The 26,452-nt window shown below is 38.4% G+C and carries 21 protein-coding genes and 3 pseudogenes; 9 read left to right on the top strand and 15 right to left on the bottom strand.

Going from position 1 to position 26,452, the window contains the following annotated elements; translation table 11 throughout:
* Positions 1–25: 25 nt before the first annotated feature.
* A complete protein-coding gene (locus tag NMG86_RS03320; RefSeq protein WP_237747580.1) occupies positions 26–181 on the bottom strand; it encodes a hypothetical protein in 156 nt (51 codons plus the stop codon).
* Between NMG86_RS03320 and NMG86_RS03315 the strand changes: the two genes are divergently transcribed.
* Positions 120–1,115, top strand: coding sequence for an ATP-binding protein (locus NMG86_RS03315; RefSeq protein ID WP_337587945.1), 996 nt, complete (start codon positions 120–122; stop codon positions 1,113–1,115). The genes NMG86_RS03320 and NMG86_RS03315 overlap by 62 nt on opposite strands.
* Positions 1,116–1,290: 175 nt before the next feature.
* The gene (locus NMG86_RS03310) at positions 1,291–1,578 is read left to right on the top strand and encodes a hypothetical protein (protein ID WP_052338617.1); all 288 of its coding nucleotides are present in this window, start codon (positions 1,291–1,293) and stop codon (positions 1,576–1,578) included.
* 22 nt (positions 1,579–1,600) lie between these two features.
* Here NMG86_RS03310 and NMG86_RS03305 read toward each other — a convergent pair whose 3' ends face one another.
* The gene (locus tag NMG86_RS03305; protein ID WP_043939411.1) at positions 1,601–2,329 is read right to left on the bottom strand and encodes an ABC transporter ATP-binding protein; all 729 of its coding nucleotides are present in this window, start codon (positions 2,327–2,329) and stop codon (positions 1,601–1,603) included.
* A 363-nt stretch (positions 2,330–2,692) separates the two neighbouring features.
* Between NMG86_RS03305 and NMG86_RS03300 the strand changes: the two genes are divergently transcribed.
* From NMG86_RS03300 to NMG86_RS03290, 3 genes are all read left to right on the top strand, one after another.
* A complete protein-coding gene (locus tag NMG86_RS03300; protein WP_026796999.1) occupies positions 2,693–4,075 on the top strand; it encodes a gluconeogenesis factor YvcK family protein in 1,383 nt (460 codons plus the stop codon).
* 80 nt (positions 4,076–4,155) lie between these two features.
* Positions 4,156–4,629 carry a tRNA (adenosine(37)-N6)-threonylcarbamoyltransferase complex ATPase subunit type 1 TsaE gene (gene tsaE / locus NMG86_RS03295; RefSeq protein WP_026788647.1) on the top strand — a complete coding sequence of 158 codons (474 nt, stop codon included), beginning with the start codon at positions 4,156–4,158 and terminating at the stop codon, positions 4,627–4,629.
* A gap of 108 nt (positions 4,630–4,737) precedes the next feature.
* Positions 4,738–5,208 (top strand): DUF2141 domain-containing protein, encoded by a 471-nt coding sequence (locus tag NMG86_RS03290; RefSeq protein ID WP_026798725.1) that lies wholly within the window; start codon positions 4,738–4,740, stop codon positions 5,206–5,208.
* Between the two features lie 61 nt (positions 5,209–5,269).
* On the opposite strand, the gene NMG86_RS03285 is transcribed toward NMG86_RS03290, so the two are convergent.
* Both NMG86_RS03285 and pheT read right to left on the bottom strand, forming a co-directional pair.
* A complete protein-coding gene (locus NMG86_RS03285; protein WP_026788645.1) occupies positions 5,270–5,539 on the bottom strand; it encodes a YciI family protein in 270 nt (89 codons plus the stop codon).
* A 37-nt stretch (positions 5,540–5,576) separates the two neighbouring features.
* Positions 5,577–8,072 carry a phenylalanine--tRNA ligase subunit beta gene (gene pheT, locus NMG86_RS03280; protein WP_026796998.1) on the bottom strand — a complete coding sequence of 832 codons (2,496 nt, stop codon included), beginning with the start codon at positions 8,070–8,072 and terminating at the stop codon, positions 5,577–5,579.
* A gap of 332 nt (positions 8,073–8,404) precedes the next feature.
* Here pheT and NMG86_RS03275 point away from each other — a divergent pair, with 332 nt between their 5' ends.
* From NMG86_RS03275 to NMG86_RS03260, 4 genes are all read left to right on the top strand, one after another.
* On the top strand, positions 8,405–10,081 hold the full coding sequence (locus NMG86_RS03275) for a serine/threonine-protein kinase (protein WP_026796997.1): 1,677 nt from the start codon (positions 8,405–8,407) through the stop codon (positions 10,079–10,081).
* A 71-nt stretch (positions 10,082–10,152) separates the two neighbouring features.
* On the top strand, positions 10,153–10,341 hold the full coding sequence (locus NMG86_RS03270; protein WP_026796996.1) for a hypothetical protein: 189 nt from the start codon (positions 10,153–10,155) through the stop codon (positions 10,339–10,341).
* A gap of 17 nt (positions 10,342–10,358) precedes the next feature.
* Positions 10,359–11,168: a 2-succinyl-6-hydroxy-2,4-cyclohexadiene-1-carboxylate synthase gene (gene menH, locus NMG86_RS03265; protein ID WP_026796995.1), complete on the top strand. Its 810-nt coding sequence runs from the start codon at positions 10,359–10,361 to the stop codon at positions 11,166–11,168.
* On the top strand, positions 11,165–12,115 hold the full coding sequence (locus NMG86_RS03260; protein WP_026795749.1) for an o-succinylbenzoate synthase: 951 nt from the start codon (positions 11,165–11,167) through the stop codon (positions 12,113–12,115). Before menH ends, NMG86_RS03260 begins: the two co-directional genes overlap by 4 nt.
* A gap of 351 nt (positions 12,116–12,466) precedes the next feature.
* On the opposite strand, the pseudogene NMG86_RS03255 reads toward NMG86_RS03260, so the two are convergent.
* The 11 genes and pseudogenes from NMG86_RS03255 to NMG86_RS03205 form a co-directional block, all read right to left on the bottom strand.
* Positions 12,467–13,187, bottom strand: a pseudogene (locus NMG86_RS03255) (ISAs1 family transposase).
* Positions 13,188–13,402: 215 nt separating this feature from the next.
* Entirely contained in the window at positions 13,403–13,864 is a 462-nt protein-coding gene (locus tag NMG86_RS03250; protein ID WP_026796994.1) for a gas vesicle protein K, read from the bottom strand.
* Positions 13,865–13,931: 67 nt separating this feature from the next.
* Positions 13,932–14,384, bottom strand: a pseudogene (locus NMG86_RS03245) (SagB/ThcOx family dehydrogenase); the annotation flags it as partial.
* A 26-nt stretch (positions 14,385–14,410) separates the two neighbouring features.
* Positions 14,411–15,196, bottom strand: a complete 786-nt coding sequence (gvpF, locus tag NMG86_RS03240; protein ID WP_348534565.1) for a gas vesicle protein GvpF — start codon at positions 15,194–15,196, stop codon at positions 14,411–14,413.
* Positions 15,197–15,422: 226 nt separating this feature from the next.
* Positions 15,423–15,884, bottom strand: a complete 462-nt coding sequence (locus NMG86_RS03235; RefSeq protein ID WP_026796994.1) for a gas vesicle protein K — start codon at positions 15,882–15,884, stop codon at positions 15,423–15,425.
* Between the two features lie 67 nt (positions 15,885–15,951).
* A pseudogene (locus NMG86_RS03230) lies at positions 15,952–16,404 on the bottom strand (SagB/ThcOx family dehydrogenase); the annotation flags it as partial.
* A 26-nt stretch (positions 16,405–16,430) separates the two neighbouring features.
* The gene (gene gvpF, locus NMG86_RS03225; protein ID WP_348534565.1) at positions 16,431–17,216 is read right to left on the bottom strand and encodes a gas vesicle protein GvpF; all 786 of its coding nucleotides are present in this window, start codon (positions 17,214–17,216) and stop codon (positions 16,431–16,433) included.
* Between the two features lie 226 nt (positions 17,217–17,442).
* Entirely contained in the window at positions 17,443–17,904 is a 462-nt protein-coding gene (locus tag NMG86_RS03220; protein ID WP_026796994.1) for a gas vesicle protein K, read from the bottom strand.
* A gap of 67 nt (positions 17,905–17,971) precedes the next feature.
* A complete protein-coding gene (locus NMG86_RS03215; protein WP_026798726.1) occupies positions 17,972–19,504 on the bottom strand; it encodes a SagB/ThcOx family dehydrogenase in 1,533 nt (510 codons plus the stop codon).
* Between the two features lie 297 nt (positions 19,505–19,801).
* Complete coding sequence (locus tag NMG86_RS03210) at positions 19,802–20,851, bottom strand: mannose-1-phosphate guanylyltransferase (RefSeq protein WP_026796993.1); 1,050 nt, start codon at positions 20,849–20,851, stop codon at positions 19,802–19,804.
* Between the two features lie 87 nt (positions 20,852–20,938).
* Positions 20,939–26,131: a response regulator gene (locus NMG86_RS03205; protein ID WP_026796992.1), complete on the bottom strand. Its 5,193-nt coding sequence runs from the start codon at positions 26,129–26,131 to the stop codon at positions 20,939–20,941.
* Positions 26,132–26,452: the final 321 nt, after the last annotated feature.

The following is a 26,452-nucleotide window of genomic DNA, read 5'->3' as shown; positions in this document are numbered from 1 at the left end:
ATTGTTACTTTTCATCTGGTCAGGGTCATGTAGCGATTAATAACCTCAACTTTTGCCCAGAAAAAACGCGATCGCCCACATCTCCCCAAAACCCCGAACAAACTTCTAAACAACTCCACATAGACTTAGGCGACGCACCCGAAATATTCAGCTTTTTCGATCGCACTTCTGAACTCTCCACCCTCGAAAATTGGATAACACAAGATCGTACACGCTTAATCGCACTTCTAGGAATCAGTGGTATTGGTAAAACCACCCTTGCCCTACGCCTGATTGACCCAATCAAAACCCAATTTGATTACATTATCTATCGGAGTCTCCGCTTTTCCCCTCCCTTAGAAAAATATCTTTCCCAAATCCTAAAAATTTTCTCCGAATCATCAGAAATACCCCAAAATATCGAAACCAAAATTTCCCAAACTCTCGATTATCTGCGAAAATACCGATGTCTAATTATTCTCGATGACGTGCAGGCACTTTTTAGCAGTGGTCAACTTGCTGGACAATATAAATCAGGCTATGAAGATTATCAGTTATTTTTTAAACAAATCACCGAAGTTAATCATAATAGTTGTTTCCTGTTAATTAGTTCGGAAAAACCTAGAGAAATTGCCGAATTAGAAAAATCAAATTCCCCAATTCATTCTTTAGTTTTAGGGAGTTTAGGTCTAGGCGCGAAAGAGATTTTAAGCTCCCATCAATTATTAGAAACAGAAACCTGGGAAACCCTAATTAATATCTATCAAGGCAACCCCCTCTGGTTAAATATAACGGCTGCCCTGATTCGAGAATTATTTAGTAGTAAAGTCGCTGATTTTTTGCAATATGATATGCCCCTTTTAGATGAATCATTACAATCGCGTTTAGAGAAATTATTAGGAAGATTAACAGAGGAAGAAATTGCGGTAATCACTCAGCTTGCCCAAGAAACAGAGGCGGTTATCTTATCAGAAATATTAAACAAAATAAAATTATCTAATTCCGACTTAATTAATGCGATAAAATCCCTGTGTATGCGATTTTTATTAGAGACACAAGAGCGGGAAAAAATAACTTTTTTTAGTTTAAATCCGGTGGTAGCGCAATATGTTAAAACCAGGCAAAAACATTATTAATTATTCTCGTTCCCAGGCTCCAGCCTGGGAATGCTATGATTGAGGCTCCGCCTCTATAAATTAATGGGTGGGGTGAGCCACCGTTTTAGCATTTCTAGGTAGAACCTAGAAACGAGGGAACGAGGGATTTAGAAATAATGTTAAAATCAAATTGTTACTTAACCGCTAAAATAGGATGAATTCACTAATAGAAGTTGAAGCGGCTATTCAAAAATTATCTGCTATTGAAGTCCGTCAACTGGCAGAATGGTTACAAAATTATCTGAATACTGAAGGGAATACAGAACACGAAGAAGAAAAAACTGAGCAAAAGGTAACTGTTGTTCAAAATCAACAAAATGCTTGGGATGTCTTAGAATCAATAATGGGAACTGTTGAGGCTCCTCCAGATTGGTCAATCAATCACGATCATTACCTATATGGAACAGCAAAACGTTATCAATTCGTAATTCGTAATTCGTAATTCGTAATTCGTAATTCCCATATTATTTAGCAACTTGAATCGGCCCATCAATACTACCACTAAAAAACTGTTTTACAATCGCGCTATCGGTGGTAAATGCTTCCTTAATTGTTCCTTGCCATTGCACTAAACCTTGATATAGAAAAACAATCCGATCGGCCGTGCGTCGAATGGTACTATCTTGATGGGTGACAATACTATAGGTACTGCAACCTTTTCCACTATGTTGTAAATCCCTAATTAAATCTTCAATAACCGTTGATGCAATCGGATCTAACCCGGCGGTGGGTTCGTCATATAAAATCACCTCTGGAGTCTCCCTCGGATTTTCTGGATTTGGCATAATTGCCCGGGCAAAACTCACCCGTTTTCGCATTCCTCCTGATAATTCGGCGGGATAGCGATCGCCAATATTAGGCAACCCGACCATCTCCAATTTCTCATTAACTAATTCCCTAATTTTTTTAGAAGGTAATTTTGTATGTTGATATAGTAAAAAACCAATATTTTCCGTCACCGTTAAAGAATCAAATAAAGCCGCCTGTTGAAATACCATAGCAATTCCAATCGGATCAGTAATATCATCGACCCATCCTTGCCGTTTTTTTCCTAATATATAAACTTCTCCTTCATCGGGGGGCAAAAGTCCGGCAATAATTCTCAAAATCGTTGATTTTCCCGTTCCTGAAGGGCCAATAATTCCCAATGCTTCTCCCCGATAAATCGTTAAATCAACCCGATCCAAAATCATTTGGGAACCAAAGGCTTTACTCACCCCTTTTAATTCAATTAAAGGTTCTAAAGATTCCGAGTGCTTTGATAAAACCAAGTTATCCTTAAAATCGACGGGTTCAACCTTAATCCTCGGAGTTTTTCCCTTGTTACCGTCTTTGATCATTTCGCTCAACCCTTCTTATCATTGTAACTTATACCCAATACAGTTGTTAAGCAAACGATTTAATCGTTATCATCACTTTGATCTCCCTCGTTAGGAAAAATTAAACACACCGATAGCCCGATGGGATTAACCTCTAGTCCGTTATTTTACGATCAGCACGACCTCCCTAGTCTAAATTGTCTGTAAAAGCCCGTATATCGAAGTAAAACACTATCTATGTCAACTGGTTCGTTCAAACACACCTTCCGCAGAATTATGAAACTCAGACTCCATCTTGGCCTATCGAACTATCGTTCTCACCGGATGATTAACCAATGGTTTAAATGGTTATCTCCTGGGTTGTTTATCAAGCGGTGGATGGCAGTTAGCGCCACGGGGGTGTTAGTAGCCAGTTTGGGGTTAGCGATCTCGACAGGAATGACTCCGATTTATTACATCCTACAACTGCTGAAAAATTTATTAGGATGGATTACCACCGTTGTGCCAAATTATATCTCAGGGCCATTGATGATTGCCTTGGGGGTTGTGTTAGTTCTTTGGAGTCAAACCCGCAGTTTAAATTCAATTAGTGAAGCCTTTTATCCGGCAGGAGATGAACAATTAGTCGATCGTTTGTTGAGTCATCGCCGTTTATTGCGGGGGCCGAAAATTGTTGGGCTTGGGGGCGGTACTGGGTTATCCACTTTATTACGGGGATTGAAAGAATATAGCGCTAATATTACCGCCATTGTTACTGTGGCAGATGATGGCGGATCTTCAGGACGGTTAAGGCGAGAAATGGGAGTTTTACCCCCTGGAGATATTAGGAATTGTATCGCCGCCTTAGCCGATGAAGAAAGATTATTAACGGAGTTATTTCAATATAGATTTACCGCCGGAGATGGATTAACCGGACATAGTTTCGGAAATTTATTCTTAACCGCCATGAGTGAAATTGAAGGAGATTTGGAACAGGCGATCGCCGCTAGTTCTAAGGTATTAGCTATTAGAGGTCAAGTCCTACCCGCCACATTAACAGATGTTAATTTATGGGCAAAATTAGCCGATGGTCGCCGAATTCATGGGGAATCTAGTATTACTGAAGCTAAGGGAAAAATTTTGACAATTGGCTGTATTCCCCCCAACCCTCCCGCCCTACCGAAAGCGGTGCAAGCGATTTTAGAGGCAGATTTAATTATTATTGGCCCTGGTAGTTTATATACGAGTGTAATTCCTAATTTATTAGTTCCAGAAATTGCCGCGGCTATTGCTTCTCGAAATGTTCCCCGGATTTATATTTGTAATATTATGACGCAACCTGGGGAAACCGATGATTACACCGTTTCTGATCATATTAAAGCTATTGATAAAGCCTGCGGTTATCAATTATTTGATGCGGTGTTAACTCAAGGAACAGTTCCCCCAGCTAATGCTTTAATTCGATATGCTCAAGAGGACTCCCATCCAGTTATTTTAGATCGAGATCTGGTTAAACAATTGGGTCGAAGAATTGTGATGAGTAATGTTATGGATGTTGATCCCGATACCGGATATTTACGCCATGATCCCTATCGGTTAGCCCAGGTATTATTAAGATGGTTTGGCAAAAATAACCCGTAGGTTAGAGAGTCCTAAAGGACTCACTACAACGTAGTAAGCCCTTCAGGGCTTAATCCTTTCTAAACTATTCAGATAAAATTATGACTCAATTCCATTTACCCAACGCCCAAGCAACCCATGAATTAGGCAAACAATTAGGGCGATCGCTCCCTCCCCATAGTATTCTATTATTAGAAGGGAATTTAGGAGCCGGAAAAACAACTTTTGTTCAAGGTTTAGCCGCAGGTTTAGATATTCCTGAATCTATTGAAAGTCCGACATTTACTTTAATTAATGAATATCTAAATGGCAGGATTCCTCTCTATCATTTAGACTTATATAGATTAGAAGCATCAGAAATTGAACACTTGAATTTAGAACAATATTGGGAAGGAATTGAAGTCGAACCCGGAATTATTGCCATTGAATGGGCCGATTGTTTGCCCTATAAACCGGAAAGTTATCTAAAAATAGAATTAACTTATACAGAAAAAGCTGATCGTCTTGCTACTTTATTTAATGTTGGTCAGAATAATTTTAATCTGGATTTAGATCAGATTGAATTGCTAAATTGAGTATGATTTGGAGGCGATCGCCAAACAAAATAACTTTACAAAACTATTGAATTATGGGATAATTTAAACAGACTAATCCCAGTTTAACCTATTTCCCAAAATCCCCCAATGATTCAATCTACAAAACCCTTAATGTTTCTGACTTCTTTCCTTTTTGTCAGTATTTTTTCGGTTGCTGTTAATGTTCAAGCTGAAACCAAAAGCAAAATAACCCTGACTATTGATGGGTTAAAAAATAAAAATGGACAAATTTGTGCGAGTTTATTTGCGAGTAATAAAGGCTTCCCCAGCAATGGAGACGATGCGATAAAAAGCGGTTGTGTGAGTATTACAGAAGTTCCTGTTGTCATGAGTTTTGATAATTTACAACCGGGTAGTTATGCGATTGCCGTTCTTCATGATGCAAATAATGATAAAATGGCTAACCGAAATGCTTTAGGAATTCCCACCGAAGGATTTGGTTTTTCTAAAAATCCCACCATTCTCACCGGGCCCCCAAAATTTAATGATGCTGCGGTTGTGGTGGCTGGAGAAAACACTAATATTAATATTAAATTAATGTATTTGTTAGGCGGTTAGGGGTAATTCATAAATTACCCCTAAATATAGGGTTAAATCCCAAAATTTGCGTAAGTCCTAGTTAATAGACCTGAATCCAGGCCTTAACATCATATTCTGTCCAAATCCCATTTTGCCAATAGGGGTCAGACTCAATTAACTGACGCACGGTTGCTTCATCCTCCGCTTCATAAATTCCAAATATTTTAGTAACATCCAGAGTCGGGCCAATAGTTAATAAAACACCCGATTCTTTTTGTTGTTTTAATCGTTCTAAATGTTCCGCCCGATAGGGTTCTCGTTTCTCCAGAACGTTCTCACAATAGCTTCCGAACATGACATATTTTGGCATAATTATTGCTGATTGATTGTTGATTTTTGACTGGGATCTAACTTCTGAGACTGACGTTAAATTGTTGTACTAAAGCATCTCGGACTTTTTGTTGGAAGGGATCAATATCGGTATCGGTTAAAGTGCGATCGCTAACCCGATAAACTAAACGAAAAGCCAAACTACGCTGACCTTCAGGCACATTTTTCCCCCGATATTCGTCGAAAACTTCCACCGATTCTAATAGATTCCCAGCGGCTTTGGTAATACAGCGTTGAATATCTGATACAGGTACTTCCACGGGGACGAAAAAGGCAATATCGCGATCGGAAGCGGGGAAAGTAGAAAAAGGTTTGAATTTACGAACTAAATTAGAGGGGCGATTCATCCCTTCTAATAATACCGATAACTCGAATTCAAAGGCATAAACTTGATTCGGTAAATCCTGTTTTTGACAGAGTTGCGGATGCAATTGTCCGAAAATTCCTAAGCGTTTTCCCTGTAACCATAAGGAAGCTGTGCGTCCGGGGTGTAACAATTCTATAGTAGATTCCGGTTTATATTCAACGGTTAAATTCAAGCGTTGAAATACTGCTTCTAAAATGCCTTTAGCTTCAAACCAAGTTAGGGGTTGTTCTTGACCACTTCTAACCCAACGGCCAAAACTGCGATCGCCTCCCATAATACCAGCAATGGCATCTTGTTCTTTGTATTCGTCTCCTTCTTTCCAGAAAATTCTGCCGATTTCAAAGCCATTTAACGGCCCATTGCCATTTTCTAAATTATAAACAAAGGCGTCAATTAATCCGGTTAACATTTCGGTGCGTAAAGCCGAATATTCCACAAACAAAGGGTTATCTAAAACAACTTGATTATCCCCTTCTGTTTTAACTAAGGAATAGTGCATTAATTCCGTTAATCCTTCCCCGCGAAAAACCGCCCGAATTTGTCGAGTTGCGACCTGTTCCGGGGGTAGATAACCGGATACTCCTTGACTGGGCAATGTATCACGGAATTGATCATATCCGTAGAGACGGGCAACTTCTTCAATTAAGTCAATTTCTCGTTCTAAATCTCGATAACGATAGGGGGGAACAGTAACTTGCCAAATAACAGAATTACCGTGAGATTCCGTACGGGCGGGTTCTGTTATATCTTTGCTAGTTACCGGAATTTGGATTAACCCACCCCTACATTTACAACCTAAAGCAGTGAGAGTTTTTTCTACTTCTTCCGGCAATAAATAGGGGGATTCGGCTCGTTTCAGTTGTCCTAAAATAGCATTAATTCGATCTAACCTTAATGTAATTTCAGGAGTCTGAATTTTTATAGAACTGCGATCGCTTTCTTGACGAACAGGAACCCCAGAAGCCAACTCTTTTAACAATAAAATAGCCCGCCGACAAGCCAATTCTAATTCCGCCTGATTGACTCCTCTTTCATAACGGGTAGAAGACTCACTGCGTAGCCCTTGCGCCCGGGCAGAACGACGAATAGCGATGGGTGAAAAAATAGCTGCTTCTAACAATAGATTTTGAGTTTCTGCAAAAACTTCTGTTTCTTCACCTCCCATAACTCCCGCTAAAGCCACCGGATAATTATTGGCGGTAATTAACAGATTTTGCTCCTGTAATTTCCGAGTTTGACCATCTAAAGTTTTAATGGATTCATCTGATTTAGCAAAGCGCACGCCCACGGTTAAATCTTGAGAGGAAGTTAACTGTTTTATCCGATCTAAATCAAAGGCATGAAGCGGTTGTCCCCATTCTAATAAAATGTAATTAGTGATGTCTACCACATTATTAATCGGACGCACTCCTGCGGCTTGTAAACGGCGTTGTAACCACTCAGGAGAAGGGGCAATTTTCACCCCTTGAATAATAGTACCAATATAGATCGGACAAGCGGTTTTATCGGCAATTTCAATCGCTAAAGATTCAGACTGATCTGGCTGTTCAATTAATAACTCTGGAGGTTGAGGAATTCTTAAATTTGCCCCGGTTAATGCGGCAATTTCACGGGCAATTCCCACCATACTTAAGCCATCGGCGCGGTTAGCAGTTGCCGTCACATCTAAAATAACATCATCTAACCCTAATAAGGGTCTAATATCACTGCCTAACGCCGGATTTTCCAGGTTAAAACTGTGGATTCCCGCCGAGTCTTTTTGTAATCCTAATTCAGCTAAAGAACAAATCATCCCCTCGGAGGGAACTCCCCGTAATTTTGTCTTTTTTAGTGTTAAATTAATTTTAGGAAGATGAGTTCCCAAAACTGCCACAGCCACCACCATTCCCGATGCCGCATTGGACGCCCCACAAACAATATTCAGAGGGTCAGAAGCACCAATATCAACTTGACAAACCCTTAATTTATCAGCATTGGGGTGTTGTTCGGCTTGAATAATTTTCCCCAGGACAACCCCATCGGCCCAGGAACGTAAATCTTCAATATCTTCCACCTCGAACCCCGCCATTGTGAGGATTTCAGACAACTCTTGGGGGGTGTTCTGGATATCTACCAGTTCTTGTAACCAATTTAGAGAAATACGCATCGTGATTCGCTTTCAATGTTCCTAATCCATTGTTGCACCAAGTCGGATGTTGAGCGTTTGTTATTGGTTGATTTTGAAGGTGTTGAAGCTCAATCACTGAAACTATGAGGATTTTGTGTTATAATTCTGGTGTCAACACGTTCAAATATTGCTACAAGGGCAAGATTATTGATTCTGGCTCCCATAAAACGTTTCATAGAAAACGAGTATTTATGCTTCAAGGGTGGCATAGTTGTTAAGAAATAAGTAGAAACACAAATCCAGTATTATATTATCAGTCCTGTGGGTTTTGCAAGTTCTCCGTTCACTGGTAAAAAGCAATCTCAAACATCATGAGCTACTGTGTTAATCCAGCCTGCCCTCAACCTGAGAATTTAGATGATGCCCTCAAGTGCAAGGCTTGTGGTTCAAAATTGCTGCTGAGAAATCGCTATCAGGTGATTCAACCTTTAGGTAAAGGCGGATTTGGGGCAACGTTTCTAGCTCAAGATATGTCCCTACCCGGACGCCCGAATTGTGTGGTCAAACAACTACGACCCACGGCGACATCGGCTCGAATTTTAGAAATGGCACGGGAGTTATTTCAACGGGAAGCAAAAACCCTGGGTAAAATTGGTGATCATCCCCAGATTCCTCGGCTCATTGATTATTTTATCGTGGGAAAACAATTTTATTTGGTACAAGAATATGTGGATGGCTATACTTTAAAACAAGAGGTCAAGGAAAAGGGTATTTTTGACGAGGCACAAGCCAAAAAATTTCTGCGGGAAATTATTCCCATATTAGATTATATTCACAGTCAAGAAGTGATTCATCGAGATATTAAACCTGCTAATATTTTACGTCGGCGAATTGATCAAAATTTAGTTTTAATTGACTTTGGAGCGGTAAAAGATCAAGTTAACCAAGCCACAATGATGGGAACTGGAGAGACGGCTTTTACTAATTTTGCCATCGGGACATCGGGGTTTGCTCCCCCCGAACAAATGGCTTTACGTCCGGTTTATGCCAGTGATATTTATGCGGTGGGCATGACCTGTGTTTATTTGATGACTGGGAAGTCTCCTAATTCCTTTGAAAGTAATCAAATTACCGGGGAAATTTTGTGGCAACCCCATTTAGATGTGAGTGATTCTTTTTGCAGTATATTGCAACGAATGTTAGAATTTTCGGTGCAGTATCGCTATCAATCGGCGCAAGATGTTCTGCGAGCATTAGATTCTGAATCTAGTTATGAAGGTCTTTCAGGAAGCATGGTAATGCAGCAGAAGTCTAACTCAACTTCTAACTCCAAATTACCAACTCCTACGGATGAACCTACTGTTTTCAATGAAAATACCGGGTTGATGTTGACTTCAGAAAAAATAGGTGCACAAATTCGAGAAAGGAAACAACGGTTAGGGCAAAAAAAATCAGGAAAGATTGGAGGAGATCAGGATATTTATGATCAAACTGCTCTAGTGAGTGGTTTCGGTGCTAATCAAGGCGCTCCAGTTAGTATGATCTGTGATTCTGGTGCGAATAAAAAAGTTAATTCTGCTTCTGTCCCTGTAAATTCAGCCCCAAAATGGAATGAAAACACATTAAAAACTGCTTATGTAAAGGGTAGACGGGATTTTGCGGACTGTAAATTAAGTGGTTTAAATTTGGAAAATTTTGATTGGTCTGGGGCTAATTTTTATGAATCCCGTTTAAGTAATACGAATTTTCAAGGGGCCGATTTAACAGAAGTTAATTTTGGTCGGGCAAGATTAACGAATGTTAATTTCAGAAATGCTAAATTAGTTAAAGCCTATATGAGTAATGCTAATTTAGAACGGGCAGATCTTCGGGGTGCAAATTTGAGAAATGCCTGTTTAAATCGGGCTAATTTGCGAGGGGTGAATCTTTGTGGTGCTAATCTTACGGATGCCATTGTCACCGATGAACAATTAGCCATGGCTAAAATGAATGGGCGCACAATTAGACCAAATGGAAAACGAAAAAGTTGGTGGTGGTTCTGGTTTTAAAGCCGGGTAAGCTGCACAAATATTTCCTATTCCTATTCCCTATTTCCTAGTGCGTAGCACCATAAAACACAATGCAATACTATTTTACCGCATTTATCGTTATTTTCTTCATCGCCTGTTATGGTTACAGTTATTTTATTGTTAAACTAGCTAAACAAAAAGGAGAAGAATTTTTATTGTTTGGAATGTTATTCGGGTTATTTGGATTTATGGCATTTTGTGCCGCTTCTGTTCCCTTTTTACATTGGCTACTAGATTAATAACTTCATCAAGTTTTATGCCGTTTTTAAAACAAAAAAACTATTGTTTTCATTATACCAAAAACGGCAATATTAATCAACCTGTTATTTTATTTTTACATGGATTTCTAGGAAATAGTCAGGATTTTAATACCCGAATTTCTCCACTATTTTCCCAGTTTTGTTGTTTAACCCTTGACCTCCCTGGACACGGACAAACTCAAGTTTTAGGAGAAGACATTTGTTATCAAATGTCTGAAACAGCAATCGCATTAATAGAGTTATTAAACCATCTAAATATTGCCCAATGTTATTTAATGGGATATTCTATGGGGGGAAGATTAGGATTATATTTAACCTTAAATTTTCCCCAATATTTTCAAAAAGTAATATTAGAATCCACATACCCAGGACTCAAAACTGAATCAGAGCGGTTACAACGGTTGATTTCAGATATTCAAAAATCTCAACAACTACAAACCCTGGAATTTCCAATATTTTTAGACCAATGGTATAACCAACCACTATTTCAAACCTTAAAAAATCACCCTGAATTTGATCAAATTTTTGATCATCGTTTAAAGAATAATCCCATGGAGTTATCAAAATCCCTGCGGTATTTAGGAACCGGAAATCAACCGTCTCTCTGGGAAAAATTACCCAACAATCAAATACCCCTATTGCTGTTAGTTGGAGAATTGGATCATAAATTCAAACAAATTAACCAAGAAATAAACCAATTATGTCCCCTTTCCCAGTTGCAAATTATCCCGAATTGTGGTCATAATATTTTAATTGAAAATCCTCAACAGTGGATTAATAAAATAGTTAAGTTTTTATCGGAATGAATTATCAATTTCAGTTTCAACCCTATCAACGTCCGTTTAAAACTCCCCTCAAAACCGCCCACGGAATTTGGAATATTCGAGAAGGAATTATTTTAAATTTAACCAATAAACAGGGTAATATAGGATGGGGAGAAATTGCACCTTTAAGTTGGTTTGGGTCGGAAACCTTGGAAGATGCGATCGCCTTTTGTCAAAAACTTCCGAGTATCATTTCAACAGAAACAATTTTTACTATTTCTGACAGTTTACCCGCTTGTCAATTTGGGTTTGAATCTGCATTAATTGAGTTAAATTCTAACCCATTAGTTGATTTATCTAAACTTCAATATAGCGGATTATTACCTACTGGAGAAATAGTTTTAAATACTTGGGAAACCCTATTTCAGCAAGGATATCAAACCTTAAAATGGAAAATAGGTGTTGATGAAATTACAACAGAAATTAATATTTTTAAACAGTTAGTCAAGATCGTAATAGAAACTTTAAGCAGTCCTCAAAAAATCCGTCTTAGGTTAGATGCAAATGGCGGTTTAACCTTTGAGCAAGCAGAATATTGGTTAGAAACCTGTGATTTAATTAATGCCAATCAAGACTTGATTGAAATTGAATTTTTAGAACAACCTTTATCTATTTCTCAATTGGATTTAATGTTAGAATTATGCGATCGCTATTCCACTTCTCTAGCCTTAGATGAATCCGTTGCTAATTTACAACAATTAAACTTTTGTTATCAACAAGGATGGTCAGATATTTTTGTGATCAAACCTGCTATTTTTGGATCTCCAAGAAAACTCAAGAATTTTTGCCAAAAAAATAAAATTGATACCGTTTTTTCTTCAGTTTTTGAAACCGATATCGGTCAAAATTCCGCTTTAAAAATTGCCTCTGAACTATTATTATATAATCGTGCTGTCGGATTTGGAATTAATCATTGGTTTATTTCCTAAATTATATCCCCGGAATCCCAGGAGAGAAAAACTGATATAGCAACCGCCAAGGCAGTTAGGACACCAGACGGATCTTAGAACCCAAACGGTTAAGTATTTTCCCCCATGTTCCCTCTCCCCCTAGCCCCCCGTGCACGGCAGGGCTGTTTCATTTTCCAAAATTGGGGACTCAATTTAACTCCCCAATTTTTGCCTCATTCGGCGAAAAAACCGAGTAATTCTAACTGAATTATCAGGAATATTGCTCAAGGTATCATCTTTCTGATTTTTAAGCAAAAAAAACTTCTCTATATCTTTACCATAGAGGATTTATATCTATTTTATTTGAATTTTTGCCGCTGATTTACTCGATTATCTTGAGGATTTCAGGGGAAACAGTTCCGAGATAATAAAAATTTTGTGCCAGTGATCAGTTAACCACCGTTGTCCTTCTGTTATTGATACAAAACCCCAACTTCTGAAAAGATTGATCACCAGAGTTTTTAGAGTTGAGAAGTTGGTAGCTGCTTGAAAGTTACGGATTCGGCTTTTATCTTCTTGAAAAATTACATCTTTTACCCAATGGCATTGATTCTCAATCCCCCAATGTCCTTTAATAATTTGAGCTAACGTTTTCGCCTCGTTGACTGCACTACTGATATAATATACTTTTTCTTTGTAGGGTTTTTTCCCTCTGTTGCCACTTCTTTCTATCTGAATCACAATTTTCAGATGTTTCCAGCCTTTGTGAAAGTTGCTATTCACTTGATAAACCGAAACTTTTTTGTTCTCCAACTTTTTCAGGTTTAATACACATCTCATTAAATATCTCGATTAAATTTGACCAATCTACCCCCTCTACTACCCTTCTTATTGTTGAGTATGATGGCAGTTTTTCCAGCTTAATTTTTACAACTTGACTGAGTTCTTTTTGATTAATTTTAGCAAAATTTTCGAGTTCTCTATAACCTAAATTTCTCTGCATCAGCCCCAAGATGACTATTAATAATACTAGCCAGAGCGGATGCCTTGTTCCTTGGGCTTTTCGGTAATCCTTGACTTTTTTTAGTTTTTCTATTAGAGTTGTTAGCATCTTTATTTTTATAAAAAGTTAGCGACCGCTCTTGATTTTATCAGGTAGCGATCGCTATTTCTTTACTCTTTTTCACCCGACTTTGAAACAGCCCTGCTTACCAAGGGGGGGGCTAGGGGGGAGGGATCTGGGGTAATACTTCTGGCCGTTTCATATCAGTATTGAAATGTTACAACCTATTTAGGATTGCTATAGCAGAGGAAATGATACAAGAGTTAGAGAGGTTTGGAGGTTAGGACTAATCTTAGTTTTGCATGAATTAAGTTTATTTGTGCTAACCCTAAATCCACACTTCCTTCGACCACAATTCCCGTATTCATTAACCGATCTAATAATTCCAAAATCGAAGGATTTTGTGTATTTTCCCCTGGATAATAGCTTCCTGATTTGGGTAATAATGTGCCAAATTCCGATAATTCAATATTCAAGTCTGCCGGGTCTATTTCAAAGATTTCGCACAGTTTTAATACCTGAATTTCTAATTGTTGTAAACTCTGTGCCGCCCGATCTAATTCTTCTTCACTGAGGGTATTTCCTTCCATCCGTCGGATGACTTGGGCTTCCATTAACTGTCGAATTAGTTCCACCAATGTCAACACCAATGGCGCTAAACCCGCATCTTTTCGAGAAGATTTCGGCGTAATAATGGTTTCTATCGAAGGTTCAGAAGATGACATTTGTTTAAAATGCTATGGTTGTAATATTTTATCGTAGGGGTTTGATCTCCAAACCCTCTTTGCTTCTCTATCTGGGTCTACCTAATGTTGTAATATAAAGCACGGCTTCATCCGTAGGAATACCCAATACTTCATTCACCTGATCATCAAAAAATCCCCCAATTCCACTAACTCCTAAACGCAGATAAACAGAACCTAAATTCAAGCGTTGTCCGAGATGACCTGCATCTAAATGTAAATAGCGGTAAACCCGATCTCCATAATTGGCGATCGCTTTTTTCAAATCCGCCGTATGAAATAATACCGCCCCTGCATCCCGTCCTAAATCCTGTTGTAAACACAAATAGTACAACTCCTTACGAAAATTCTTAAAGCGAATTTGCCTTAATTCTTGGGCTTTGGGAGCATAATAATAACACCCATCCTCTAAACCAGAGACTCCAGAAACCGCAATAAACGTTTCAATTAAACTCAAATCAAAATAATCTGGAGAACCATCTAATCCTTGATGAATATAATGGTATCGTAATACCATAACACACCTGATTAAGATCTGAGTTGAGCAAAATTAAACGGGGCCGTAAAGTTATTATAGCGAATTCGCAGGCGGTTATTAAAATGGTGATCAAGTTCTTCAATTTTATCACCAAATTGGGGTTCCGTATCCCAAGGAATTAAATAGGCTGCATTATAGATCATAGCACTGGTCAAGTTATCATTTTCGACAATTTCTTCCGCTAGGGGGTTTAATGTCTGTTGAAATTTATCAATAATTCCCTGTTGACGATTTTTCATCGCCCATTCAATTTCTTGACCGATACCGATGATTTCATCCATACTCAGACGTTTCCCTTCTAAGCTATCGCGTTTTTCCCTTAACCCTTGATTTTCTGTCATTAACAGGTTTAATTCTTCTGTTTCTTCCCAAAATATTTTCACCCCAACTTCCCGTTTTCCTTCTAATTTATGAAACAATTCTTTTAACCGATCTTGATAGGGAAAAATTAACTGCGCTTTCACATGATCCCAATCTTTTACAATTAATCCAAATTGCAAGGGTAAAACGCTTCGATAGCCATGTTGCATCACTTTTTCTAATACGTCTTCATGGCCTAATAGGTTGCGCCGACTGGCTAAATAACGTTCCTGTTGAGTCTCGGAATATAAAAAGCTAAACTCATCAACGGGATGGGTTTGTATCGGTTGTTTATCTAACCCATGCAAGGCTAAAGGTCGGACTCGGTTAGTCGGTAAAATCCCATATAAATATAAACCATTTCCCATAATTGAACCCCCATTAATTAAACCCTTGGGCTGTGTAAGTGATCGCACCAACACCTATTATAAACCTTAATGTCAAACTCTCTAATATATAGCAATCCTATTTGAGTTGTGTTTAAAATCCCTGATCAAAAGGGAACACCGGAACAGCCCCCCCAAACCCCCCGTGGGGGCTAGGGGGGGAGGGATCTGGGGTAATACTTCTGGCCGTTTCATATCAGTATTGAAATGTTACAACCTATTTAGGATTGCTATAGCAGAGGAAATGATACAAGAGTTAGAGAGGTTTGGAGGTTAGGACTAATCTTAGTTTTGCATGAATTAAGTTTATTTGTGCTAACCCTAAATCCACACTTCCTTCGACCACAATTCCCGTATTCATTAACCGATCTAATAATTCCAAAATCGAAGGATTTTGTGTATTTTCCCCTGGATAATAGCTTCCTGATTTGGGTAATAATGTGCCAAATTCCGATAATTCAATATTCAAGTCTGCCGGGTCTATTTCAAAGATTTCGCACAGTTTTAATACCTGAATTTCTAATTGTTGTAAACTCTGTGCCGCCCGATCTAATTCTTCTTCACTGAGGGTATTTCCTTCCATCCGTCGGATGACTTGGGCTTCCATTAACTGTCGAATTAGTTCCACCAATGTCAACACCAATGGCGCTAAACCCGCATCTTTTCGAGAAGATTTCGGCGTAATAATGGTTTCTATCGAAGGTTCAGAAGATGACATTTGTTTAAAATGCTATGGTTGTAATATTTTATCGTAGGGGTTTGATCTCCAAACCCTCTTTGCTTCTCTATCTGGGTCTACCTAATGTTGTAATATAAAGCACGGCTTCATCCGTAGGAATACCCAATACTTCATTCACCTGATCATCAAAAAATCCCCCAATTCCACTAACTCCTAAACGCAGATAAACAGAACCTAAATTCAAGCGTTGTCCGAGATGACCTGCATCTAAATGTAAATAGCGGTAAACCCGATCTCCATAATTGGCGATCGCTTTTTTCAAATCCGCCGTATGAAATAATACCGCCCCTGCATCCCGTCCTAAATCCTGTTGTAAACACAAATAGTACAACTCCTTACGAAAATTCTTAAAGCGAATTTGCCTTAATTCTTGGGCTTTGGGAGCATAATAATAACACCCATCCTCTAAACCAGAGACTCCAGAAACCGCAATAAACGTTTCAATTAAACTCAAATCAAAATAATCTGGAGAACCATCTAATCCTTGATGAATATAATGGTATCGTAATACCATAACACACCTGATTAAGATCTGAGTTGAGCAAAATTAAACGGGGCCGTAAAGTTATTATAGCGAATTCGCAGGCGGTTATTAAAATGGTGATCAAGTTCTTCAATTTTATCACCAAATTGGGGTTCCGTATCCCAAGGAATTAAATAGGCTGCATTATAGATCATAGCACTGGTCAAGTTATCATTTTCGACAATTTCTTCCGCTAGGGGGTTTAATGTCTGTTGAAATTTATCAATAATTCCCTGTTGACGATTTTTCATCGCCCATTCAATTTCTTGACCGATACCGATGATTTCATCCATACTCAGACGTTTCCCTTCTAAGCTATCGCGTTTTTCCCTTAACCCTTGATTTTCTGTCATTAACAGGTTTAATTCTTCTGTTTCTTCCCAAAATATTTTCACCCCAACTTCCCGTTTTCCTTCTAATTTATGAAACAATTCTTTTAACCGATCTTGATAGGGAAAAATTAACTGCGCTTTCACATGATCCCAATCTTTTACAATTAATCCAAATTGCAAGGGTAAAACGCTTCGATAGCCATGTTGCATCACTTTTTCTAATACGTCTTCATGGCCTAATAGGTTGCGCCGACTGGCTAAATAACGTTCCTGTTGAGTCTCGGAATATAAAAAGCTAAACTCATCAACGGGATGGGTTTGTATCGGTTGTTTATCTAACCCATGCAAGGCTAAAGGTCGGACTCGGTTAGTCGGTAAAATCCCATATAAATATAAACCATTTCCCATAATTGAACCCCCATTAATTAAACCCTTGGGCTGTGTAAGTGATCGCACCAACACCTATTATAAACCTTAATGTCAAACTCTCTAATATATAGCAATCCTATTTGAGTTGTGTTTAAAATCCCTGATCAAAAGGGAACACCGGAACAGCCCCCCCAAACCCCCCGTGGGGGCTAGGGGGGGAGGGATCTGGGGTAATACTTCTGGCCGTTTCATATCAGTATTGAAATGTTACAACCTATTTAGGATTGCTATAGCAGAGGAAATGATACAAGAGTTAGAGAGGTTTGGAGGTTAGGACTAATCTTAGTTTTGCATGAATTAAGTTTATTTGTGCTAACCCTAAATCCACACTTCCTTCGACCACAATTCCCGTATTCATTAACCGATCTAATAATTCCAAAATCGAAGGATTTTGTGTATTTTCCCCTGGATAATAGCTTCCTGATTTGGGTAATAATGTGCCAAATTCCGATAATTCAATATTCAAGTCTGCCGGGTCTATTTCAAAGATTTCGCACAGTTTTAATACCTGAATTTCTAATTGTTGTAAACTCTGTGCCGCCCGATCTAATTCTTCTTCACTGAGGGTATTTCCTTCCATCCGTCGAATGACTTGGGCTTCCATTAACTGTCGAATTAGTTCCACCAATGTCAACACCAATGGCGCTAAACCCGCATCTTTTCGAGAAGATTTCGGCGTAATAATGGTTTCTATCGAAGGTTCAGAAGATGACATTTGTTTAAAATGCTATGGTTGTAATATTTTATCGTAGGGGTTTGATCTCCAAACCCTCTTTGCTTCTCTACCTGGGTCTACCTAATGTTGTAATATAAAGCACGGCTTCATCCGTAGGAATACCCAATACTTCATTCACCTGATCATCAAAAAATCCCCCAATTCCACTAACTCCTAAACGCAGATAAACAGAACCTAAATTCAAGCGTTGTCCGAGATGACCTGCATCTAAATGTAAATAGCGGTAAACCCGATCTCCATAATTGGCGATCGCTTTTTTCAAATCCGCCGTATGAAATAATACCGCCCCTGCATCCCGTCCTAAATCCTGTTGTAAACACAAATAGTACGACTCCTTACGAAAATTCTTAAAGCGAATTTGCCTTAATTCTTGGGCTTTGGGAGCATAATAATAACACCCATCCTCTAAACCAGAGACTCCAGAAACCGCAATAAACGTTTCAATTAAACTCAAATCAAAATAATCTGGAGAACCATCTAATCCTTGATGAATATAATGGTAAGGTTGATAGGTAAAATCTAAAAGGGCTAGAAGTTCATTTAACATTAATTCTGCCCCAGTGTAACCTCTTGTAGACCTCCGTTTTAAAATAGTTTTTTCTAAACCTGATAAATTTTTACCCCAATCAATTGAACTTGTCACCGTTGAAATTTTTGTGCAAAACGGAAAATTATATTTATCTTCTAATATTCCGTCAGTTTCTAGGAGTTTCCAACCTTGACTTCCCGAAGAATCTGTTTCTAACTTAGTAGATTTATGTAAATAAGCCAGCAGTTTTCCATCGGGAATATTAGGGTAATCTATATGAGTTTCCGAGGGTAAAGCTGTTCTTGAAATCGGTAAATTTTCATTGATTTCTAATAAATCTGCTAAGGCTAAAACCGCGATCGCTCCTTCAGCATCCGTATCCAAATATAACAATTGATTCAGAATATCATCCCCAAATCCTCCGATTAAATGGGGTCGATAATCATTCATCGCCGCCATTAATTCAATATTACCTAATAAATGACCCGTATCTAAACAAATTCGCCGATAAGCCCGATCTTGATAGCGCCAAGAAGAACGGAAAAAAACCGCCGTTGTTATCAATGCTAAATGGGTATTTTCTAATGCTGGATGCCAAAAACAAGCATCTCGTAAATCAGGCCAAACTTGATTTTCCCAAAATTGAACTAAAGCATGGGTTTGGGCTTGATAATGATATAAACCCGGCGATAAAATTGCCGTCCCCCTGGAAATTAAATAGATTTCCGCAGGATACAACCCCCCCGCCGAAGGTGCCGCCCTCAGATAATGGACTCCCGCCGCCGTGGGGAGTTTGGCCGTTAAACCATAACTATGCAGCAACAAATGGGATAAACGCTGCCAAAGTCGGATTTTAGGATCACTAGATACGGCTTCGTCTGTGTCCCGCAGGTAGGGTTTAAGATCAAATACTGTACCGATTTTATACTCTTTAAAAGGAATGGGCTGTTTTTCCCAGTCCAAGGTCTGACTTTTCAACCCTAGGGTTTCGGGGTCATATTTCGTCCGCTCATGGTAGTGTTGGGCAATGGATTTCGGAGATTCTGACATAAGATTAACCTGATGCAGAAGAATAACGCTTTTCTTTAGTGTAGACTTTTCTTTTCAGTTTCTTCCTATTTTCTGAAATTGATTTCTACTTTTGGGAATATTTGGGTGATTGACTCAACCCAACATTTTGAAAAAGATCTCGCTACACCAGATCAAAAGGACAAAGCCACAGTGATCACAAAAATCAATCACTGTGCTAGTCTCTTTCCATCCCACAAAGCTAATGTCTATCATCAGTTACATCATTGACGTTTGCCATCTCTCCCAAATGGTTATTGTTAATACAAATTTCTCTGATTACAAGAGTTTCTGAAATTCTGGATCATCTCCTAGGGTTTTTAACACCTGTTTAATATCTTGAGTTCGATCTTTTTTAGCAATGAGGGTGACATTTCCATCCCGCACAATCACTAAATCCTCAATCCCCAGTGTTACGATCACATCTTCATCACTGGAACTAAATAAAATTGTGCCTTTTGTATCTAAACCAATATGTTTAACCAATTCTACGTTAGGTTTATCTCCCCCTAATAATCGTTCTAACCCATTCCAATCCCCTAAATCATCCCAGCCAAATTCAACGGGTAAAACACAGGCTTTCTGGGTTTTTTCCATTAAGGCGTAATCAATACTAATTTTTTTCAACTCAGGATAAGCGTCTTTTCCTTTCAATTCTAAGGCGCTAACTAACTCAGGAAGATATGTTTTTAATTCTGCTAAAACCACACCGACACGAAATACAAAAATTCCACCATTCCAACTAAATCTCCCGGTTTCTAAGAAATTTTCTGCCGTTTCTCGATTGGGTTTTTCAGTAAAACGAGCCACTTTATAAGCGGGAAATCCATCAAAGATTCCAATTTCTTCCCCCTGTTCAATATAACCATATCCAGTGGAAGGATATGTGGGTTTTACCCCCAAAGTAACAATCACATCTTGGGTTTTTGCTAATACCTCCGCCGCCTTTAAAGTTTGGCGAAATTTCTCCGGTTCCGCAATCCAATGATCCGCCGGAAAAAACCCAATTACTGCTTCTTCCCCGTAACGTTTTGCTACTTCTAAAGTTGTCCAGGTTAGGGCAGCGGCGGTGTCTCGTCCTTCCGGTTCAGCTAAAATATTGGGGTGGGGTAATTGGGGTAATTGAGTTTGAACTCCCGACTCCAATAAAGCAGAAGTTACGACCCATAAACCCTCCCAACTTTCGGTTAAAGGTAATAACCTTTCTGCGGTGGTTTGTAATAAACTAATCCCACTGCCATCTAAACTCAAAAATTGTTTAGGTCGATGTTTCCGACTTAGGGGCCAAAACCGTTCACCTTTTCCACCAGCCAAAATCACAGGAATCATACTTAAAATTTAATTTTTTTCCTCATGATTAATTCTAAAGAATTAATAGAAAAACGTCAATACTCAGGGAGTAAAAATCAACAATTATTAATTGTGTATATTCAGGGTTTCCTTAGATAATTCCAGTTCTAAAGTGGCTTTGACTCTTAACCATTCCGTTTCCATTTTAGATAACCCGGTAGCTGCTTTTCCCGATGTAAAACATTCCAGATTTGTGCCATCTTCTGCGGCCATTCCTGCCCGTCCCATATATTCCAACTCCTTGCATAACCCCGAAAAATTAAGAGCACCCAATTGAGCACTACTAGATTTTAGGGTATGGGAAGCTTCTTTTAACCCTTGGATATCTTGAGTGTTGATTGCCGTTTTAATTTGGGCAATTTTTTGAGGAGTATCGGCTAAATAATCCTGAATTAAGCTATTGAAAAAGGGATCATCTTCATCATCATATTCCCTTAAACTTTCTAATACTTGTTGATCAATCGCCGAAGATTCTGGCACATTACCATTAGAATTAGCCGGAGATTCAGAAGATGAATTAGAATGTCCGTTACTGCCAAAATCCGATAAATTTTCCAAAGATTTATAACCATTTCCATTCTGAATTGGTTTACATTGGGATAGGGCTTTGGCGAGTTCTTCCCGACGAACAGGTTTAGTAATATAATCATTCATGCCAGCGGCTAAACACATTTCTCGATCGCCTTGCATAGCATTAGCCGTCATCGCAATAATCCAAGGTTTATTAGGACGATTGGCATATTCTTCACAAATGCGACGGGTGGTTTCTAAACCATCCATTAAGGGCATTTGAACATCCATCAAAATCACATCATAATATTGTCGATTTAAAGCGTCTAAAACCTCCAATCCATTCCCAGCAATATCCGCACGATATCCCAATCGTTGTAACATTTGAATTGCCACTTTTTGGTTAACAACATGATCTTCTGCCAGCAAAATTTTTAAATTACTAGAAGGGGTAACAGATAACGTATTTGATCCTCCTAAAGATTTCCCAGGTTCTTGAATAGCACTTTCTATAGACTCACCCAAAATTTGAAGCAAAGTATTATAAAACTGTGATTGTTTCAGAGGTTTATTAATAAATCCGGCACAATTAATATTACTGTGTTCTACCTGTTTAGCCAAATCGGTATTCACCACATAATTAAAGAAGGTAATATTAATTGGTTTCTGTTCGGGGAATATTTCTGCACGACTTCGTTCCCAATCTCGAATCCGTTTAGCTAAATTAATCCCATCAACATCAGCCAAATTCATGCCTAAAATAATCAAATCAAAATCAGGATTATTTTTTAACACATTTAAGGCTTCATGTCCGGTTTTAACTGAAATAGGAATCATGCCCCAAGATTTAGCTTGTCGGATTAAAACCGTTTGATTAATTCCATGATTTTCCACAATTAATAATCTCTTACCCACCAGGAAACCGGAAAGTTCATTGGCTTCAATTTTTGTAATTGCTTCCACTCGAATAGTAAAGTAAAAAGTTGAACCTGCATCTAACTCAAATTCCTTAACAAAATCATCGGGAGGATTGCCAGTTATTGTCGAAATAAAAGATTGATTGTCAGTATAAGAATTGGATTGAGATCGACTCACCACCCACATTTGTCCCCCCATCATTTCACATAAACGTTGACTAATTGCTAATCCTAAACCCGTGCCTCCATACTGACGAGAAGTGGAAGCATCGACCTGAGAAAAGGCTTTAAATAAACGATCCATGCGATCGGCAGGAATCCCAATTCCGGTATCCTTAACCGCAAACTGAATATCATAAATTTTATGGGCTATTGTTGGGGCAGTATTAAGGTTAATTGGAAGATTAGTTACCTCCGAAGCTTTCACCGAAACTACCACCTCTCCTTGGGCGGTAAACTTCACCGCATTACTCAGTAAATTCACTAAAACTTGGCGGAGTCGGGTCACATCGCCCAAAATAATTTGAGGGGTAGAAGGTTCAATTAAATAGGCAATTTCCAGACCTTTTTCTGCGGCTTTTCCTGAAAGTAAATCTAGGGATTCTTCTAAACAATCTCGCAGTTTAAACGGATTAGTTTCTAAGTCTAATTTACCTGATTCAATCTTAGAAAAGTCTAAAATATCATTAATAATCGTTAATAAAGCATCGCCACTGGTGCGAATGGTTTCGACAAAATCTAATTGTTCCGGGGTTAAATTCATATCTAATAGTAACCCCGTCATCCCAATTACTGCATTCATCGGAGTACGGATTTCGTGACTCATAGTGGCAAGAAATTCACTTTTCGCCCGACTCGCCACTTCTGCGGCTAATCTAGCTTCTTCTAAATCTTTATTTTGTTCAGCTAATTGTTGACGATTTTTAACCTCTGCTTCTAATAGTTTAGCCTGGGCTAAGGTTAAACCAACTTGATTGGCAACATCTTCTAAAAATTCAATTTCTTCGGGTATCCATTGCCGCATTTTATCGCATTGATGCAGCATCATAATACCGTTAGCATCTCCTTGATAGGAAGTCCGAACCGCTAACATTGATTTTAACCCCATGCGCCGACATATCGGGGTAGAGGATTCTAATAAAGGTTCGGTAAAAACATCCACCGAAGCGATCGCTTGATCTTCAGCTAAGAGTTTTTTAATATAGGGATTATAACTTACAGAAATTTCAAAATTCAAGGTAGAATCATAACCGGATTCCAGATATTCTGCCACACAAGATAAATGGGCATAAGGGTCAGATCGATAGGTATAAATTGAACAACGATTTACCCCAAAAATTCTACCAATTTGCGTAGCAGTAGTTTGAAAAATCTCTTGCGTATCTAATTTAGAACGAACCTTATGGGTAATTTCTTTGAGTAATAATAAATGTTGATTTTGTTGTTGGAGAATTTCTTGAGAATGATCCCTAGCAATTTCATTGCCAATATAATTTGCCATTAATTCCATAATTTCTAAATCCAATTCTTGAAATGGGGCGCGGGAATTGCGACTCATAAAACTCAAAGTTCCATAGACCCTTCCCCCCACCATCACCCGAATACCAATATAGGCTTCTAAACGTCGGGTTTGATAGGCAGGATGGTCTTTCCAAGGTGATTGTTTAATTGATTCTAAACAAACAACATCCTCTGTTTTTAAGGATTCCCATTCAAAGGTTTGTTCAATGGCTAAGGTATCGCCCTTGGCAAATCCAAAAGGAAAATCATCAGCAAGATAGGAAGAAATCACTTCATATCGGTCGGCAAAAACTTTTCCCAGTAGACCAATATCCATACCAAACCGATGACAACCCAAACTCAAGATCGCACTAATTCGAGTTTTAAAATCCGTGTTATTACTAACAGTAATTTCGTAGAATTGATGGATTAGTCTTTCTCTTTCTCTGAGATCATTTAACTCTTTAAACTGTTCCGCAATATCATTTAATGTTCCTAAAACTCCCAAAATATGCTTGTGTTTATCTAAAATTAATTGACCTGAAATTAAAACCTGGCGAGTTGCAGGTTGAGAAGACTTTTCGCCCCCTTCCTTCTCTTTAAGATTAAACACTAACATTCGGACATCAAGTTGTTCCGTTTTGGGACGACCTAACATTAAGCATTCAAACCATTGGCTAACTTTTGTCCGATCTTGAGAATAAATATAATTTACAAATGATGTCCCTAAGCTATTTTCTATGGTTAATCCCGTTAACTGCGTCCAGGCGGGATTTAAAAATATAAAATTTCCTTGACTATCGGTTTTAAACACAATAGATTTTAATTGCTGAATCGGATCATCAATGGGATAATTACCATTCAAGGATGGAGTTTTTTCTAAGTGATCAGATGCTAGATCAATTTGAGTCCCAATCAAGTGCAAAGGTTCCCCTTGTTCACTCCAAAACCCCTGACCTTGACTGCGTACAGATTTATATTGACCGTCTTTACACCGGATACGATATTCTATAATATATTCACTATTTTTCTTGGAAAAATAATCTTTTAGAGCGACTTTAACCAGTTTCAAATCTTGAGGATGAATCCGACTTAACCATTCTTCTCGGGTATTTTTAATCTCATGATCTTGATATCCTAACATGGCTTTCCATTGGGAAGAATATAAAATTTTATTCGTTTTTAAGTTCCAATGATAAATTCCTTCTAGGTTTGATTTTAAAGGTTTCGTAACTGGATGATTTGAGGGTAAAGGCAAGGACTCAGGAGAAGATGGAGTTGCTTTTAATACCTGCTGAAATTGATGCTGCCAACTTAATAGGGTATTGTGCATTGATTTGGGTTGGAGAACTTGCAACAATAGGTTTTTAGGGGAGATGAGGGTGACGGGATTATTATGATCATCCACTAAAATTATGGGCAGTTGATAATAATATTTTCTCATTAAGTTTAATGCCGTTTTGAGGGAAACCTGCGATCGCAAAACCAAAGGCGGAGTATTACAAATCGTAATTGCTTTTACAGTTTTTAGATCCAAGCCCAATGCCTGCATGGAAATAATGTCATGGGAAGTCACAACACCCACCCATTTATATTGAGATTGTGTTATATAAATCTGATCCCCTGTTAACTTAGAATTAGAAGGAGAGGTTTCTGTAATTACAATTTCATCCACACCATAGTTAAACATTAATTCCGTTAATTCTCGTAGAGTTGTCTCCCCCGATGTCGGCACAATTTTAGCAGCGGCAATAGGAGCAAGTTGATTCAGTTTAATTAAATGATCGGGAATAAAAAGATGATCCAGAAGTTGTTGGCAACTGGGATGATATTCAGGTAACACCAAATCCGAGTTATCAGATAATTCTGTAGAAATTTCTTCAGAAACAGAGGGTAAATATCTAGCTATTTTTCTAGCTTCTGAATCTCTTAAAGAGAGTTTTAGAATAATTTTAGGACTAATGACCCCGACTAATTTTCCTTGATCATCAACAACTGGAAGCTGTTGAATTTGATGTTTTTCTAATATTCCCATCAGGGTAAATATATCATCAACCTCCGATTCTTTCACCGTGAGAAATGACCGAATCATAATTTGAGAAATTGGAAATCCTCGCAATGGATCTCCAATAGAATTAAGCTGAATAATATCTTGTTCTGTAAAAATTCCGATAATCGTTGGCTTTTGATTGACACTATCATCCGCTTCAATCACAAAAATACAACTAGAATGGGTACGACTCATCAACAAAATCACCTCGGATACAGGGGTTTCCGGTGTTGTGGTGAGGGGATAGCGGTTAATCGCTTGATAGACTGAGGGAATAAACATAGAAGGCTGATTGGGGTTGGTACTGAGTGGAATCAGGTTTGGGACTCGGTTTTGGGTAAACTGGGCTAATGATCAAAGAAAAGGGTTGGAATACCTGGGGGGTAACACCCTTTCCTACTACCAGCATATTGGTATTTTTAGTGGATGTCTTACCTAATTTTGCCGTTTACTCTAACTCTGGCAACCTTGTAGGCGATTTTTGGGGTTGAGATTTCGGGTGCTAGGGGCCAGAGGTATTGTAGAAGACAAAATCCAGATTGATGTTATCTTTGGAGATTAAACGAGAATCTTTACCTCTATTTTGGCTTCTTAATCGCCTTT

Origin of the sequence: Planktothrix rubescens CCAP 1459/22 (assembly GCA_904830895.1) — a bacterium.
GTDB lineage: Bacteria > Cyanobacteriota > Cyanobacteriia > Cyanobacteriales > Microcoleaceae > Planktothrix > Planktothrix agardhii.
This window is presented reverse-complemented; position numbering and strand designations above follow the sequence as displayed.

Excerpts from the sequence above, each read along its gene's own strand:
- NMG86_RS03310 (WP_052338617.1), top strand. The coding sequence starts at position 1,291 with ATGAATTCACTAATAGAAGTTGAAGCGGCTATTCAAAAATTATCTGCT.
- NMG86_RS03305 (WP_043939411.1), bottom strand. The coding sequence starts at position 2,329 with ATGATTTTGGATCGGGTTGATTTAACGATTTATCGGGGAGAAGCATTG.
- NMG86_RS03300 (WP_026796999.1), top strand. The coding sequence starts at position 2,693 with ATGTCAACTGGTTCGTTCAAACACACCTTCCGCAGAATTATGAAACTC.
- tsaE (WP_026788647.1), top strand. The coding sequence starts at position 4,156 with ATGACTCAATTCCATTTACCCAACGCCCAAGCAACCCATGAATTAGGC.
- NMG86_RS03290 (WP_026798725.1), top strand. The coding sequence starts at position 4,738 with ATGATTCAATCTACAAAACCCTTAATGTTTCTGACTTCTTTCCTTTTT.
- NMG86_RS03285 (WP_026788645.1), bottom strand. The coding sequence starts at position 5,539 with ATGCCAAAATATGTCATGTTCGGAAGCTATTGTGAGAACGTTCTGGAG.
- pheT (WP_026796998.1), bottom strand. The coding sequence starts at position 8,072 with ATGCGTATTTCTCTAAATTGGTTACAAGAACTGGTAGATATCCAGAAC.
- NMG86_RS03275 (WP_026796997.1), top strand. The coding sequence starts at position 8,405 with ATGAGCTACTGTGTTAATCCAGCCTGCCCTCAACCTGAGAATTTAGAT.
- NMG86_RS03270 (WP_026796996.1), top strand. The coding sequence starts at position 10,153 with ATGCAATACTATTTTACCGCATTTATCGTTATTTTCTTCATCGCCTGT.
- menH (WP_026796995.1), top strand. The coding sequence starts at position 10,359 with ATGCCGTTTTTAAAACAAAAAAACTATTGTTTTCATTATACCAAAAAC.
- NMG86_RS03260 (WP_026795749.1), top strand. The coding sequence starts at position 11,165 with ATGAATTATCAATTTCAGTTTCAACCCTATCAACGTCCGTTTAAAACT.
- NMG86_RS03250 (WP_026796994.1), bottom strand. The coding sequence starts at position 13,864 with ATGTCATCTTCTGAACCTTCGATAGAAACCATTATTACGCCGAAATCT.
- NMG86_RS03235 (WP_026796994.1), bottom strand. The coding sequence starts at position 15,884 with ATGTCATCTTCTGAACCTTCGATAGAAACCATTATTACGCCGAAATCT.
- NMG86_RS03220 (WP_026796994.1), bottom strand. The coding sequence starts at position 17,904 with ATGTCATCTTCTGAACCTTCGATAGAAACCATTATTACGCCGAAATCT.
- NMG86_RS03215 (WP_026798726.1), bottom strand. The coding sequence starts at position 19,504 with ATGTCAGAATCTCCGAAATCCATTGCCCAACACTACCATGAGCGGACG.
- NMG86_RS03210 (WP_026796993.1), bottom strand. The coding sequence starts at position 20,851 with ATGATTCCTGTGATTTTGGCTGGTGGAAAAGGTGAACGGTTTTGGCCC.
- NMG86_RS03205 (WP_026796992.1), bottom strand. The coding sequence starts at position 26,131 with ATGTTTATTCCCTCAGTCTATCAAGCGATTAACCGCTATCCCCTCACC.